We start from the raw sequence: 13949 nt of genomic DNA, 5'->3' as shown, positions 1-13949 counted from the left end.
TGTGGGACGTCCGACAGCTATTTCAACGAGCGGGTATTGGTATCGGCGCAGATCCGCGATGATTGAACTTGTAAATAGCCAACCCATTTGGTACACAGTATGAATCGGCGCCGGGACGGACCGAGGGGCGCCGTTGCCGATGGTGAAGGCAAATACACTTCAGAGATTGAGCATGAGCAACGAAATTACCATTATCGGCGGTGGACTGGCCGGCTGCGAGGCCGCCTGGCAGGCTGCCGAACGTGGCGTGGTGGTGGCACTCCACGAGATGAAGCCGGGAAAATACTCTCCCGCCCATCATCTCCCCGGGCTGGCCGAGCTGGTCTGCTCGAACTCCTTGCGGGGGGAATCCCTGGACAATGCGGTCGGTCTCCTCAAGGAGGAGCTGAAACGCTGCGGGTCCCTGTTCATGGCTGCCGCCCTGGCCACCCGTGTCCCTGCCGGCGGGGCACTGGCCGTCGACCGGCAGCTTTTCTCCTCTTACATTACCGCAAAGATCGCCCAACACCCGCTGATTCGGGTCGTAACCGGCGAGGTCGGCGAAATCCCCGGGAAGGGCATCGTCATCATCGCTTCCGGACCGCTCACCAGCGAGCGTCTCGCCGCCGGCATCGCCACCCATACCGGCAGCTACCTGTATTTTTACGATGCCATTGCTCCCATTGTCACTGCAGAATCCATCGATTTCAGCAAGGCTTTTCGCGCCTCCCGCTACGGCAAGGGTGAGGGGGACGATTACCTGAACTGCCCCATGGACGAGGCGACTTACAGGATGTTCGTTGCCGCTCTGGTGGCGGGAGACAAGGTTGCCGCCAGGGATTTCGAAAAGGTGGTACACTTTGAGGGATGCATGCCCATCGAGGAGATGGCTGAGCGCGGACCCGAAACGCTGCGCTTCGGCCCCATGAAGCCGGTGGGGCTCGCGGACCCGCGGAGCGGCGCGGAACCGTATGCGGTGGTGCAGCTCAGGCAGGAAAACCGTGAAGGTACCCTGTTCAACCTGGTCGGCTTCCAGACCAAGCTCACCTATCCCGAGCAGCGGCGTATTTTCAGCATGATTCCCGGACTGGAGCAGGCAGATTTCATCAGGCTCGGCTCTATGCACCGCAACACCTTCATCAACGCGCCGCGGCTTCTGCTGCCCACCTTCCAGCTGCAGGACACCTCGCGCATCTTTTTCGCCGGCCAGATCACCGGTGTCGAGGGCTATGTGGAATCGGCGGGGAGCGGCTTTCTGGCAGGCATCAACGGTGCCAGACTGGCACAGGGGCTGGTGCCGACGGTGCCGCCGCCAGCGACGGCCCTCGGGGCATTGGTTCACCATATTACCAATGCCGAGGCGCGGCATTTCCAGCCGATGAATGTCAATTACGGCCTTTTCCCCGAACTTGCCGGAAAGGTCAAAAAGAAGGAAAAACGGGCCAGGCTGGCGGAACGGGCCCTAGCCGAACTGGCAGCCTGGCAGGAAAATATCCGCTGACCGGAAACGTTCCTCAACTACGAGGTATTTATGGACAGAGATAAAGAGAAACAGGAAATCTCCCTCATCGGCCGGCTTTTTTCCTTGGAGGCCTTGCTGATCCTCATGGGTATTTTTTGCCTCGTCTCCGGCGTGACTACCGGTGAGGCGACCCAGGTCTTCTGGGGGGTGATGATCATCGGTGGCGCCGTCGTCCTGCACTTCGTCAGGAAAAAGGACTGGAAAAAGCACTGGGAGGAGCAGGAGCGGTTGAAGGCCCTGTGCGAGATGAGGGAGCGGGAAAAAAAGGAGAGGGAGCACCGGGATGCCGAAAACCTTTAATATCGTTCTGGCATCGGCGTCGCCGCGCCGCGTGGAACTACTTGCTTCTGCCGGGATCGATTTCCAGGTGATGCCGGGCGACGTGGACGAAAGCCTCATGCCGGGTGAAAGTCCCGAAGAGCATGTGCTGCGGCTGGCCCGTTCCAAGGCGGAAACAGTTGCCGGGAAAGGGCATGGACGTTTTTTCATAGGTGCCGACACCATTGTTGTCTGTGATGGGGAGATCATGGGCAAGCCTGCGGATTCCGCCGATGCGGAGCGGATGCTGAAGAAACTCTCTGGTGTCGCCCATGAGGTCATCACCGGCTTTGCCGTGATCGACCGGGAAACAGGCAATATCTCTGCCGAAGCGGTGCGGACAAAGGTTTTTTTCAAGCGCCTGCGAGATGGGGAGATTGCGGCCTACATCGGCACTGGTTGCCCCTTCGACAAGGCGGGAGCCTACGCCATCCAGGGGGGCGCTGGCCACATGGTGCAGAAGATCGAAGGCTCCTATTCCAATGTGGTCGGACTGCCCCTGTGCGAGGTGGTGGAAGCACTCCGGAAAATGGGAGCCATCTGACGGGGGTAACGATGTCCATAGCCGGTAACCTGGGGATAATAGAAGAGAAAATCGCGGCAGCTGCTGTCAAAGCGGGCCGTGCGCCGTCGTCGGTGCGTCTCGTGGCCGTTTCCAAGATGCAGTCGGCCGCCGCAGTCGATGCGGCCGCCAGGGCGGGACAGCGGCTCTTCGGCGAGAACTATGTCCAGGAGTTGGCGGCGAAAAGCGAGGAGGTGCGGGAATCGGTGACCTGGCACTTCATCGGTAGCCTGCAGTCCAACAAGGTCAGGCTGATTGCCGGCCTGGTGACGATGATCCATTCGGTGGACCGGCTGTCCCTTGCCCAGGAGATCGACCGGCAGTGGGGGAGACTGGGCAAGGTCTGCGACGTGCTGGTCCAGGTGAATGTTTCGGGGGAGTCCACCAAATCAGGCTCTTCCTCCGGGCAGGTGCTTGATCTGGTGCGGGATATTTCCCGTCTTTCCCATGTGCGCATCAAAGGTCTTATGACTATGCCCCCTTTTTTCGACGATCCGGAAGGGGCGCGTCCTTTTTTTCGGGAATTAAGGCGACTCTCCGGGCTGATCGGTGACGAAGGCATTGCCAACGTGGAGATGACGGAACTTTCCATGGGTATGTCCGGAGATTTTCAGGTGGCCATAGAGGAAGGTGCCACCCTGGTCAGGATTGGATCGGCCATTTTCGGTGAGAGGATCGCTCGGGTACGCTGAGCTTCCGAATAGAAAAGTTGCCAGGGGGCGCAGACCGTGTGCCTCCTTTTTTTGTGCCGCGATTTCGGATTTATTTGCCCTTGATTTATGGTCGGATTTGCATTAGAAAAGCGGTCTGCCACTAAAGGAAGGATGGGGAAGCAATGAAAACCATAGAATGCAAAGCCCCGGCGAAGGTCAATTACCGGCTGGATGTACTGCGCCGGCGACCGGACGGGTATCACGACCTGCGCATGATCATGCAGCGTATCGACCTCTGTGACGACATCCGCATTTCCCTGTCGGATACCCCCGGAGTCCGGGTGAGTTGCGGCAAGGAAGGGGTGCCCGATGGGCCGGGCAACATCGCCTGGAGGGCGGCTGATGCACTGCTCAAGCTTTCGGGGCGATCTACGGGCATCGATATCCAAATTGTCAAAAAGATTCCGGTGGCTGCCGGTCTCGGCGGCGGCAGCAGTGACTGTGCCGCAGTCCTCATGGGATTGAATGCGATCCTCGACCTGCATCTGACCGACGAGCGGCTGATGGAGATAGGGGTCACGCTGGGCGCGGACGTCCCCTTCTTCATCTTCAAAAAAACGGCCCTTGCCGAGGGAATAGGGGAGAAGCTCGCTGCCGTCGATGCGGCAGCCGCATGGCTGGTGGTCGTCAACCCCAATCTCCCCGTTTCCACCGCCTGGGCTTACCGAAATTTGCAATTGACAGCCAGAAAAAATGAAGATATTATTCCTCGCTTCTATGGGAGTGTGGCGGATATCTGCGCGATCCTCGCCAACGATCTGGAGAAGGTCACCATCGGCAAGTTTCCCGTCATCGAGCAGATCAAGCAGCAGTTGCTCCACGAGGGTGCCGCCGGTTCGCTTATGTCCGGCAGCGGCTCAACGGTCTTCGGTGTTTTTGCCGAAGAAGCGGTCGCCCGCAAGGCTGCAGAAAAGTTTTCCCGGGAGAGCAACTGGTTCGTAGCAGCGGTAAAAACGCTATAAGCGCTTGAAAGAAGAGATATTGGGGCGTCGCCAAGCGGTAAGGCACCGGATTTTGATTCCGGCATTCCCAGGTTCAAATCCTGGCGCCCCAGCCACTAAATTTGTTGGAAAAAAAGAGGTCGCAGTCAATGGAAAACAAGATCAGGATCTTCAGTGGAAACTCCAACCCGGCACTGGCCGAGAAGATCTGTGAAAGCCTGAAGGTGCCGTTGGGGCAGGCAAAAGTAAAGACCTTTTCCGACGGGGAAATCATGGTGGAAATAGGTGAGAACGTCCGTGGCCGGGATATCTATGTCGTCCAGTCCACCTGTGCTCCCACCAACAACAACCTGATGGAACTTCTGATCATGATGGACGCCTTGAAGCGTGCTTCCGCCGCGACCATCACCGTTGTCATTCCCTACTATGGATACGCCCGTCAGGATCGCAAAGCCGCACCTCGTACCCCTATTTCCTCCAAGCTGGTTGCCGATCTTATTACGACCGCCGGTGCAGATCGTGTCGTTACGGTGGACCTCCACGCGGGCCAGATACAGGGCTTCTTCAATATCCCCGTCGATAACCTCTATGCCGCTCCGGTTCTTATCGATCACCTGAAAAACCGGTTCCCCGATGGCTCTGACAAGATCGTAATGGTTTCCCCCGATGCAGGTGGTACCGAACGTGCCCGGGCTTTCGCCAAGCGCCTTGGCTGTACCCTTGCCGTTATCGACAAGCGCCGTACCGGTCCCAACGTGGCTGAGGTCATGCATCTCATCGGCGATGTCAAGGGCAAAACAGCCATCATTCTTGATGATATGATCGATACCGCCGGAACCCTGACCCAGGCGGCCAACGCCCTCAAGGCCCACGGCGCCGAGACGATTTATGCCTGCGCCACCCACGGCGTCCTATCCGGGCCTGCAATCGAGCGCATCAATAACTCGGTCATCGAAAGGATCGTTGTCACAGACACCGTTCCGCTGGGGGAAAAGGCCACCCAAACGCAGAAAGTCATGGTTCTTTCCGTGGCTAACCTGCTGGCCGAGGCCATCAGGCGTATTCACGTGGATGAATCTGTCAGTTCGCTGTTCATTTAAGAGCGCAGCGGCTGCATATAAATTAAAATGTCAACATCGGAGGATGTATGGACCAGAGGGTATTGAACATCGAGTTGAGAAGCAAGACCGGCAAGGGCATTTCCCGCCAGCTGCGGAGAAACGAGTCTCTCCCGGGCGTTGTCTATGGAAAAGGGATCGATTCCGTTTCCGTGTCCCTGAAAATCAAAGAGTTGAGCAGTGCCATTGCCGGTGAAGGTGGGCGCAACCACATTCTGACCCTGAAAGGGGGCGGAAGCCTTGACGGCCAGATGGTCATCGTTGCCGACCTGCTCCAGGACAGCCTGAAAGGCACACCCCTGCATGTGGACCTGCACAAGATCAACCTTGCCGATAAGGTCAAGGTCAAGGTGCCGATCAATCTGGTCGGTAGCGCCGTGGGTGTCAAGGAAGGGGGCCTTCTCGACTTTGCCCTGCATGAAATCGAAATAGAGTGTCTGCCATCCCACATACCCGAGCACCTGGACGTGGATGTGACCGGCGTGGCTCTTGGTCACTCCATTCACATCGGCGACCTCAAAGAACTGCCTGGCCTCAAGGTCCTCGGTGACCCCAAGGCAGCAATCGTCAGCGTCCTCGGCAGGGCCAAGGAAGAAGAGGCTGCTGCTCCGGTTGCAGAAGCTTAATCAGCTTCTGGTGTAGATATGGCTGTAAAACTTATTGTTGGGCTGGGGAACCCCGGCCCAAAATACCAATGGACCCGCCACAACGCGGGTTTCATGGTTTTAGACCGCCTTTCTTACCTGGCTGGTATCGCCGTCTCGAAGAAAAGCTTTTCAGGCCTTTGCGGAGAAGGAAACTGGCTGGGGGAGAAGCTGATTCTTCTCAAGCCTCAGACCTTCATGAACCTGTCCGGCCGTTCCGCCGCCGAAGCAATCCGATTTCACAAGCTTTCACCACACGACCTCATTGTCATCCACGACGATCTGGATATCCCCTTTGGCCGGGTCAAACTGAAACAGGGAGGGGGGCATGCCGGCCATAACGGCCTGCGTTCCCTCACCCAGGAATTGGGCAGCGGCGATTTCATCAGGGTCCGCATCGGCATCGGCAGGCCGGTCCACGGGGACGTGGTCAATTACGTTCTCAACAATTTCCCCCCTGAAGAACTGACGGCATTGCCCAGGCTTCTGGACGGCGTCGTCGATCTGCTGGAAATGCTGGCCAAAGAGGGGCTGCCCAAAACCATGAGTCTGTATAACAACAGAGATCTGATTTAAATAGAGGTACACCATGGGTTTCAACTGCGGCATAGTCGGCCTCCCCAATGTGGGGAAGTCCACCATCTTCAACGCGCTGACGTCGGCCGGTGCCGAATCGGCCAACTATCCCTTCTGCACCATTGATCCCAACGTGGGGATCGTCCAGGTTCCAGACGAGCGGATGAAAAAACTGGCGGAAATCGTACATCCCGAGCGGATTCTGCCGACCACCATCGAATTTCTCGATATTGCCGGTCTGGTCAAGGGGGCAAGCCAGGGGGAAGGGCTGGGCAACAAGTTTCTCGGCCACATCCGCTCGGTTGATGCCATCGTCCATGTGGTCCGTTGCTTTGAGGACGAAAATGTCGTCCATGTGAGCGGCGGAGTCAATCCCATCAACGATATCGAGGTGATCAAGACGGAGCTGGGGCTTGCGGACCTGGACAGCGTGGAAAAGAAGCTGGTGCGGGTGGAAAAGCTGGCTAAAAGCGGCGATAAGAAAGTGAAGGATGAGGCTGATTTTTACCAACGGCTGAAGACTGCCGTTGAGCAAGGTAAAAGGCCCCAGGAAGCAGTAACGAGCGACGATGAAAAACAGTGGCTCTATGAGCTTCACTTGCTGACCGACAAGCCGGTGCTTTACGTGGCTAATGTTTCCGAAGATGATCTGGACGGCAAGCATCCCTTTGTCGCCCAGGTGCAGGAGTTGGCCGCTAAGGAAGGGGCCAAGGTCGTCAACATCTGCGGTCGCATCGAATCGGAGATTGCCGAGCTGGACGGCGAGGAGAAGGAAGCCTTTCTTGCCGAGATGGGGCTGAAGGAGTCGGGGCTCGACCGGTTGATCCGTTCCGGTTATGAGCTTTTGGGCCTCATTACCTATTTCACCGCCGGGGTCAAGGAGGTCCGTGCCTGGACCATTACCCGCGGTACCAAGGCTCCCCAGGCGGCCGGCGTCATTCACTCCGACTTCGAGAAGGGTTTCATTCGGGCCGAGGTGATCGCCTACAAGGATTTTATTGCAGCCGGCGGCGAGGCCGGGGCAAAGGAAAAAGGACTGATGCGGCTGGAGGGGAAGGAGTATGTAGTGCAGGACGGGGACGTAATGCACTTCCGCTTCAACGTCTAAGGAGGAGCGCGACTTTTGCGCCTGGCGGCGTTAATCTTCGGGTCTCCTTGTGCGGCGTACTGGTATACGCCTCCGCGCGATCCCTTGACTTCCTTGCCCTAGCGAAAAATCCGCGCTCCTGCACCTGGGTGCGTGTGGAAGAAAAACCTTGAATTGTCGAATAAACTGTAGTAAAAATTTCAGTTTCCAAAGAGCGGCCTTTGTGCCGTATCTCCTTGCTCCGGGTTGGTCCGGGGCTAAATTAACCGTGAGGAGGAAGTACCAATGAGGATGTATGAAACCATTTTCATCGTCCAGCCGGACCTCGGTGAAGAAGAGCTGAAAGGCATCTCCGCCAGGGTTCAGGAAGTCATCGCCAGCATGAAGGGCGAACTGAAAAGGCTGGAAGATTGGGGCGCAAGGAAGCTTGCCTACCCGATCGAGAAGTTTGCCCGTGGTCGCTACTATTATCTCCGTTTCGACGGCGATGCAGCGTTGATCGCCGAGCTTGAGCGGCGCCTGAGACTGAACGACAAGGTCATCAGGTATCAGAGCGTCAAGCTGGAGAAGGAAGCTCCGGCTGCTGCCGCCATTCCTGCCAAGGTTGCCGAGGAAGAGCCTGTCGAGGCCGCTCCCGAAGCCAAAGCAGAAACGAAAAGCGAGGAGGAATAATAGATGAGCGACGAAAGAGCACCCCAGAGAAGCACTGGTCCCCGCAAAAAGAGACCTTTTCAGCGGCGTAAGGTGTGCCGCTTCTGTGCGGACAAGCAGGTAACCATCGACTATAAGGACCCGCGTACCCTCCGCTACTTCATCAGCGAGCGTGGCAAGATCATTCCGAGAAGGATCTCCGGCAACTGCGCCAAGCATCAGCGTGAGATCACCGAAGCGATCAAGCGCGCCAGAAACATCGCACTGCTGCCCATTGCCGGCAGCCATGCAGCCCAGTAACGGTAGGTTTAAATGAAGCTTCCCGTATCGGGGACTGCATTGGATATTGTCAAGGGGAGCGTCATAACCCTGGCGCTCTTCCTCGCCTACCTCACCCTGCCGCTTTTCGGCCTGCTCCCGGGGCTTCTGGCCCCCGCGCCGGGCATTTTCTATTTCCTCAAGGGGGGTAGAGCGGTAGGCTACGGGATAGCCGCTGTTTCCTTGGCGGTACTGGCTGCGTACGATCCGGCTTCCGTTGTGGTCTATATACTCCAGTGCGGGATCATTACCGTGGCGGTAGCCGAATTTCTCTCCCGCAACAAGGGGGGGAGCAGGTCCATTGTTTATGCGGTAGCCATCAATGTCGTCGTCATGGCGGCTGCTGCGGTTGTATTCTCGCTGACCACCGGAGGCAACATTCACCAGCAGGTGGTCAAGGGAATACACAACAGCATTTCCCAGACTGCCTCCCTTTACGGCAAGGCCGGTGTGGGGGCGGACGAGCTCAAGACTCTGCGCCAGTCAATGGAGCAGGCGGGCGATTTCATTACCAGGACCTATCCCTCGCTCATTACGGTGAGCCTCGGTTTCATCGCCGGCATCAATATCCTGGTTCTGAAACGGCTGGCAATCCGGGGGGCGCTGCCCCTCTACCTGGGGGACTTCAAGAAATTCAAAAACCCGGACCAGTTGGTCTGGGTTTTGATTGCCGCCGGGTTTGCCATGCTGATCGACAACGGCATGGTAAAGCTGCCGGCCCTCAATCTGCTGATCGTCACCCTCTCAGCCTATTTCATCCAGGGGATGGCGGTGATGCTTTACGCCTTCGAGCGTTTTGCCGTACCGTTTTTTGTAAGACTCATATTTTACCTGCTGCTTTCCCTGCAGCCGTTTCTGACGTTGGCGGTGGCAGCATTGGGTATATTCGATTTATGGGGCGACTTTCGCACCACAAAAAACAAGGAAAACCTGTAAATTCAGGCTAGGAGGAAAAACATGAAGGTCATTCTCAAGGAAAATCTGGACAATCTGGGCCACATTGGCGACATCGTCAAGGTTGCCCCCGGCTATGCCCGCAACTACCTGCTTCCCAAAGGTCTTGCCCTGGAAGCAACCACCAAGAACGCCAAGGCGCTGGAGCATGCCAAGAAGCATCTGGAATACAAGAAGAATAAAGTATTGGAGCAGGCAAGAGCCCTGGCGGCAAAAATCGAAGGCATCTCCCTTTCCCTCAGCCATCAGGCTGGCGAAGAAGGGAAACTCTTCGGCGCCGTCACCAACATGGAACTTGCTGAGAACCTCAAGGCCCAAGGGATCGAGATCGACCGCAAGAAGATCGTTCTTGCCGAACCGATAAAGCAGCTTGGCGACTTCACTGCCATTGTCAGGATTCACCCCGAGGTGAACGCCACCCTCAAGGTGACCATTACCAAGGCATAATCAGGCGAGTTGGTCCTATTAAAAAGGCGGCACGGGAAATCCGGCCGCCTTTTTCTATTTCTGGCAATGGGGGCAAAAATAGGTGGACCTTCCCCCCAGGCGGATAGTCTCGACAGCCGTTCCACAGCGTAAACAGGGCAATCCGCCCCGGCCGTAGACCTGGAAGCGGTAGGGAAAGTAGCCGGAGGGGGCATCACCGGTGACGGTACCGGTAATGCTTTCCTTGCCGGCTTTTACAGCCTCCGCAATTACTTCCCTGATGGCTTGCGCCAGAGAGTAGCAGCGATCTCGGGACAAACTGCTGGCAGGGGTCTGTGGGCGGATGCCGGCGCGGAAGAGGGCTTCGCCGGCATAAATGTTGCCGATGCCCGCGACGACTTGCTGGTCCATGAGTAGCTGCTTTACGGGGATCTTTCTTCTTGCCGATTTTTCCAGGAGATAACCGCCGCTGAAAGCATTTCCCAACGGTTCCGGTCCGTGGAGGGCAAGTAGTGGATGTTCAAGGGGGGAATCTGTTGTCCAGGCTATGGTGCCGAAGCGGCGGGGGTCCCTGAAGCGCAGCAGGTAACCATCATCCAGCTCCAGGTCGAGATGATCGTGCTTTGCGGCCGGAATACCGGTGGGGGCGACGAAGAGGGTTCCCGTCATCCCCAGGTGAACGATGATCGTTCCCCGCGTGCAGCGCAAGAGGAGATACTTGCCCCGCCTATCCAGGGAGATGATCTCTTGTCCTGCCACAAGCGCATTCAGATCCGGGGGAATATGGTGGCGCAGCTTTAAGGTCCGGACAACGGCGCGGACGATCTTTCTACCAACCAGGTGCGGCATCACCTGGCTGCGTATGGTTTCCACTTCGGGAAGTTCGGGCATGGCGCAAAATTCCTCAACTGAATGAAAAACGAGTATAGGGAAAAATGGCTGGTAAAATCAAGATGCTGCCCTTTAATCAAGCACCGATAATCCTTGACACTAGGGCATTTAAATTGTAAGCTACCGCGTCTAACCTGCTGTATACAGTATACTTTTTTCACTGCCATCAAATCCGCTTTTACACAGATTAAAATAGAATTCCGTTGTGCGCCGAGGAGGTAGTGTGCTGACCTTTCAGGATCTTATTCTTTCCCTTCAGGGATACTGGGCAGGGCAGGGGTGCGTCATTCAGCAGCCCTATGACTGCGAAAAGGGTGCTGGAACCTTCAATCCCGCCACCTTTCTTCGGGTGCTGGGGCCGGAGCCCTGGAACGTGGCTTACGTGGAGCCCTCCCGACGGCCCACGGACGGCCGCTATGGTGAGAATCCCAACCGTTTGCAGCATTACTACCAGTTCCAGGTCATCATGAAACCCTCCCCTATGAACATCCTAGACCTGTACCTGGATTCACTCCGCTCCTTCGGCATCAATCCCAACCAGCATGACATTCGCTTCGTGGAGGACGATTGGGAGTCGCCGACCCTTGGTGCCTGGGGGCTTGGCTGGGAGGTCTGGCTGGACGGCATGGAAATTACCCAGTTCACCTATTTCCAGCAGGCAGGGGGCATTGACCTGAAACCGGTGTCGTCCGAAATTACCTACGGCTGCGAGCGGATCGCCATGTACCTGCAGGGGGTGGACAATGTCTACGACCTGGAGTGGGTGAAGGGGGTCAAGTACGGCGACATCCACCATGAAAGCGAGGTGGAATTTTCCACCTACAATTTCGAGGAAGCGGATGTGGAGATGCTCCTCCAGCTCTTCAAAATGTACGAGAAGGAGTGCATCCGCCTGGTGGAGAAGGGGCTGGTCTTGCCTGCCTACGACTATGTCATGAAATGTTCCCATACCTTCAATCTGCTTGATGCGCGGGGTGCCATTTCCGTCACCGAGCGCGCCTCCTATATCGGCAAGGTGCGTAACGTGGCCAGGCTCTGTGCCGAGGGGTACATGCAGATGCGTGAGCGGCTCGGATTCCCGCTTTTGAAAGGAGGCCGCTAATGGCAAAAGAGTTATTCCTTGAAATCGGGACTGAGGAAATCCCAGCCGGCTTCCTGCCCAAGGCCATGGCCGACATGGAAGGGCTGATCAGAAAAGAACTGGAAACCGCCCGTATCGGCTTCGGCGAGGTCAGGACCATGGCGACGCCCCGCCGCCTTGTCCTGGTGGTCAAAGATGTTGCCGAGCAGCAGACTGACGCGGAAATTACCACAATGGGGCCGGCAAGGAAGGTTGCCTTTAACGCGGACGGTACCCCCACCAAGGCAGGGGAGGGTTTTGCCCGCGGTCAGGGGGTGGATGCCTCTGCCCTGGCCATTGTTGCCACGGAAAAAGGGGACTACGTGGCGGTGACAAAGAAAGAGATCGGTGTCGCCACTGCAGGCCTGCTTGTGGAGATCCTTCCCCGGCTGATCAACGCTATTCCATTTAAGAAGTCCATGCGCTGGGGAGACCAGGATGTGCGTTTCGCCCGCCCCATGCACTGGATTGTCGCCCTCTTTGACGGCACCGTCGTGCCATTCGTCTTCGGCAATATCCAGAGCGGCTCCATGTCCCGCGGCCATCGCTTCATGGCCAACGCCCCCTTCCCGGTCCGCGATTTCGGTCACTACCTTGAGGAGTGCGAGCGGCACTTCGTCATCCCCGATCCGGAAAAGCGCAAGGAAATTATCCGCCGGGAAATCGAGCGAGTAGCAAAAGCTGCCGGCGGAAACGTGCTCCCCGATGAGGGACTGCTGGAGCAGGTAACTTATCTGGTAGAATACCCCAGTGCCGTTCACGGCACCTTCTCCGCCGACTTTCTGGCCGTACCACGGGAGGTGCTGATCACCTCTATGCGTGAGCACCAGCGTTACTTCTCCCTGGTGGACGGAGCGGGCAAACTTATGCCAGGCTTCATCACCATCAACAACACCCTGACCGAAGACCCCACCGTGGTCGTCAAGGGAAACGAGCGGGTCCTGCGGGCCCGTCTTTCCGATGCCCGCTTCTTCTTTGAGGAGGACAAGAAGGTCCCTCTGGAAAAGCGCGTCGAGGCATTGAAAAGCATCGTTTACCAAGCCAAACTAGGTACCTCTTATGAAAAGATGGAGCGGTTCAAGCAATTGGCAAAATGGCTAGCCCATAAACGAGATGCGCTGTTCATAGACAAAGTAGGCAGGGCTGCGAAGCTTTGTAAAGCTGACTTGGTTACTGGGATGGTCGGAGAATTTCCAGAAGTACAGGGCATCATGGGGCGAGAATACGCACTGCATGATGGAGAAGATGCTGAGGTGGCAAATGCTATAGCCGAACATTACTTGCCTATTCAGGCAGGTGGCGAACTTCCTGCCTCCGATATTGGGGCCTTTCTCTCCTTAGCTGATAAAATGGATACCATCTGTGGTTGCTTTGGGGTTGGTCTTGTTCCAACTGGCTCGGCTGATCCCTATGCCTTACGTCGGTCTGCTTTGGGAATCATCAATATAATAATCGAAAAGAAATATAATGATTCTTTAAGCGAATTCATCAGAGCCGCTATTAATTTACTTCAAACTAAACTAACCCGTGATGAAGGTGATGTTTATAGAGATGTTCTTGAGTTCTTCAAGGGGCGATTCGTAAATTTAATGATGGATCGTTTTCCCGCAGATGTTGTTGAGGCCGTTGTCGCTGTTTCCTTTGATAACCTTGTCCAGACCACTTCGAGGATACGAGCCCTGTCTGAATTTAAGAATCGACCCGATTTTGAACCATTCGCAGCAGCATTTAAGCGTGTCAGCAATATTGTTAAAGGCCCCGTGGTAGTAATAGGTGTCTCTGAGGATGCTTTTGAGGACAAAGCTGAAGGCCAGTTATACAGTGCCTACCTTAGTATACGCAATGGAATCAATGAAAATATTGCGGCAGGAAATTACCTCGAGGCGCTGACCCAGATTTCAACACTCAAAGTGGCGGTCGATGAATTCTTCGACAAGGTCATGGTCATGGCTGAGGACGAAAAGGTAAGAAACAATCGACTGGCGCTCTTGCATGAAATAAAAAGTCTCTTTCGAGATATAGCAGACTTCGCGAAACTAACCGCTTAGCCGAAAGGCAAGCGGTTTTTTTGTCTTTTTAATCTGGCTAAAGCATCTTTGAATATGCCTGAAATTTTTTTAATGATGATG

At 56.0% G+C, this 13949-nt stretch carries 16 protein-coding genes and 1 tRNA gene; 16 read left to right on the top strand and 1 reads right to left on the bottom strand.

The window, feature by feature from the left end:
- Positions 1-172 precede the first annotated feature (172 nt).
- From trmFO to rplI, 14 genes are all read left to right on the top strand, one after another.
- Positions 173-1480 (top strand): methylenetetrahydrofolate--tRNA-(uracil(54)-C(5))-methyltransferase (FADH(2)-oxidizing) TrmFO, encoded by a 1308-nt coding sequence (gene trmFO / locus ML541_RS02875; protein ID WP_243370572.1) that lies wholly within the window; start codon positions 173-175, stop codon positions 1478-1480.
- Between the two features lie 30 nt (positions 1481-1510).
- Positions 1511-1801 (top strand): hypothetical protein, encoded by a 291-nt coding sequence (locus ML541_RS02870; protein ID WP_243370569.1) that lies wholly within the window; start codon positions 1511-1513, stop codon positions 1799-1801.
- Positions 1785-2363: a Maf family nucleotide pyrophosphatase gene (locus ML541_RS02865; RefSeq protein WP_243370567.1), complete on the top strand. Its 579-nt coding sequence runs from the start codon at positions 1785-1787 to the stop codon at positions 2361-2363. The genes ML541_RS02870 and ML541_RS02865 overlap by 17 nt, the downstream gene beginning before the upstream one ends.
- A gap of 11 nt (positions 2364-2374) precedes the next feature.
- Positions 2375-3073 carry a YggS family pyridoxal phosphate-dependent enzyme gene (locus ML541_RS02860; protein WP_243370564.1) on the top strand — a complete coding sequence of 233 codons (699 nt, stop codon included), beginning with the start codon at positions 2375-2377 and terminating at the stop codon, positions 3071-3073.
- 143 nt (positions 3074-3216) lie between these two features.
- Positions 3217-4056 (top strand): 4-(cytidine 5'-diphospho)-2-C-methyl-D-erythritol kinase, encoded by an 840-nt coding sequence (gene ispE, locus ML541_RS02855; RefSeq protein ID WP_243370561.1) that lies wholly within the window; start codon positions 3217-3219, stop codon positions 4054-4056.
- Positions 4057-4076: 20 nt separating this feature from the next.
- A tRNA-Gln gene (locus tag ML541_RS02850) sits at positions 4077-4151 on the top strand.
- A gap of 33 nt (positions 4152-4184) precedes the next feature.
- Entirely contained in the window at positions 4185-5135 is a 951-nt protein-coding gene (locus ML541_RS02845) for a ribose-phosphate pyrophosphokinase (RefSeq protein ID WP_243370557.1), read from the top strand.
- A gap of 47 nt (positions 5136-5182) precedes the next feature.
- A complete protein-coding gene (locus ML541_RS02840; RefSeq protein WP_243370555.1) occupies positions 5183-5779 on the top strand; it encodes a 50S ribosomal protein L25 in 597 nt (198 codons plus the stop codon).
- An 18-nt stretch (positions 5780-5797) separates the two neighbouring features.
- A complete protein-coding gene (gene pth, locus ML541_RS02835; protein WP_243370553.1) occupies positions 5798-6373 on the top strand; it encodes an aminoacyl-tRNA hydrolase in 576 nt (191 codons plus the stop codon).
- 13 nt (positions 6374-6386) lie between these two features.
- Complete coding sequence (gene ychF / locus ML541_RS02830; RefSeq protein ID WP_243370551.1) at positions 6387-7481, top strand: redox-regulated ATPase YchF; 1095 nt, start codon at positions 6387-6389, stop codon at positions 7479-7481.
- A 264-nt stretch (positions 7482-7745) separates the two neighbouring features.
- Positions 7746-8132 (top strand): 30S ribosomal protein S6, encoded by a 387-nt coding sequence (gene rpsF / locus ML541_RS02825; protein ID WP_243370548.1) that lies wholly within the window; start codon positions 7746-7748, stop codon positions 8130-8132.
- 3 nt (positions 8133-8135) lie between these two features.
- Positions 8136-8411 (top strand): 30S ribosomal protein S18, encoded by a 276-nt coding sequence (rpsR, locus tag ML541_RS02820; protein ID WP_012646659.1) that lies wholly within the window; start codon positions 8136-8138, stop codon positions 8409-8411.
- A 12-nt stretch (positions 8412-8423) separates the two neighbouring features.
- Complete coding sequence (locus ML541_RS02815) at positions 8424-9365, top strand: YybS family protein (RefSeq protein ID WP_243370547.1); 942 nt, start codon at positions 8424-8426, stop codon at positions 9363-9365.
- A 21-nt stretch (positions 9366-9386) separates the two neighbouring features.
- Positions 9387-9830: a 50S ribosomal protein L9 gene (gene rplI, locus ML541_RS02810; RefSeq protein ID WP_243370545.1), complete on the top strand. Its 444-nt coding sequence runs from the start codon at positions 9387-9389 to the stop codon at positions 9828-9830.
- Positions 9831-9884: 54 nt separating this feature from the next.
- Here the strand turns inward: rplI and mutM are convergent, their stop codons facing one another.
- Positions 9885-10700 carry a bifunctional DNA-formamidopyrimidine glycosylase/DNA-(apurinic or apyrimidinic site) lyase gene (mutM, locus tag ML541_RS02805; protein WP_243370543.1) on the bottom strand — a complete coding sequence of 272 codons (816 nt, stop codon included), beginning with the start codon at positions 10698-10700 and terminating at the stop codon, positions 9885-9887.
- Between the two features lie 226 nt (positions 10701-10926).
- On the opposite strand from mutM, the gene glyQ reads away from it, so the two are divergent.
- A complete protein-coding gene (gene glyQ, locus ML541_RS02800) occupies positions 10927-11802 on the top strand; it encodes a glycine--tRNA ligase subunit alpha (RefSeq protein ID WP_243371120.1) in 876 nt (291 codons plus the stop codon).
- Positions 11802-13868 (top strand): glycine--tRNA ligase subunit beta, encoded by a 2067-nt coding sequence (glyS, locus tag ML541_RS02795; RefSeq protein WP_243370541.1) that lies wholly within the window; start codon positions 11802-11804, stop codon positions 13866-13868. Before glyQ ends, glyS begins: the two co-directional genes overlap by 1 nt.
- Positions 13869-13949 lie beyond the last annotated feature (81 nt).

This window comes from Geotalea sp. SG265 (assembly GCF_022808985.1).
Lineage (GTDB): Bacteria > Desulfobacterota > Desulfuromonadia > Geobacterales > Geobacteraceae > Geotalea.
This window is presented reverse-complemented; position numbering and strand designations above follow the sequence as displayed.

Bases quoted from the DNA above. Each gene is read 5' to 3' on its own strand.
- trmFO (WP_243370572.1), top strand. From the start codon at position 173: ATGAGCAACGAAATTACCATTATCGGCGGTGGACTGGCCGGCTGCGAG.
- ML541_RS02870 (WP_243370569.1), top strand. From the start codon at position 1,511: ATGGACAGAGATAAAGAGAAACAGGAAATCTCCCTCATCGGCCGGCTT.
- ML541_RS02865 (WP_243370567.1), top strand. From the start codon at position 1,785: ATGCCGAAAACCTTTAATATCGTTCTGGCATCGGCGTCGCCGCGCCGC.
- ML541_RS02860 (WP_243370564.1), top strand. From the start codon at position 2,375: ATGTCCATAGCCGGTAACCTGGGGATAATAGAAGAGAAAATCGCGGCA.
- ispE (WP_243370561.1), top strand. From the start codon at position 3,217: ATGAAAACCATAGAATGCAAAGCCCCGGCGAAGGTCAATTACCGGCTG.
- ML541_RS02845 (WP_243370557.1), top strand. From the start codon at position 4,185: ATGGAAAACAAGATCAGGATCTTCAGTGGAAACTCCAACCCGGCACTG.
- ML541_RS02840 (WP_243370555.1), top strand. From the start codon at position 5,183: ATGGACCAGAGGGTATTGAACATCGAGTTGAGAAGCAAGACCGGCAAG.
- pth (WP_243370553.1), top strand. From the start codon at position 5,798: ATGGCTGTAAAACTTATTGTTGGGCTGGGGAACCCCGGCCCAAAATAC.
- ychF (WP_243370551.1), top strand. From the start codon at position 6,387: ATGGGTTTCAACTGCGGCATAGTCGGCCTCCCCAATGTGGGGAAGTCC.
- rpsF (WP_243370548.1), top strand. From the start codon at position 7,746: ATGAGGATGTATGAAACCATTTTCATCGTCCAGCCGGACCTCGGTGAA.
- rpsR (WP_012646659.1), top strand. From the start codon at position 8,136: ATGAGCGACGAAAGAGCACCCCAGAGAAGCACTGGTCCCCGCAAAAAG.
- ML541_RS02815 (WP_243370547.1), top strand. From the start codon at position 8,424: ATGAAGCTTCCCGTATCGGGGACTGCATTGGATATTGTCAAGGGGAGC.
- rplI (WP_243370545.1), top strand. From the start codon at position 9,387: ATGAAGGTCATTCTCAAGGAAAATCTGGACAATCTGGGCCACATTGGC.
- mutM (WP_243370543.1), bottom strand. From the start codon at position 10,700: ATGCCCGAACTTCCCGAAGTGGAAACCATACGCAGCCAGGTGATGCCG.
- glyS (WP_243370541.1), top strand. From the start codon at position 11,802: ATGGCAAAAGAGTTATTCCTTGAAATCGGGACTGAGGAAATCCCAGCC.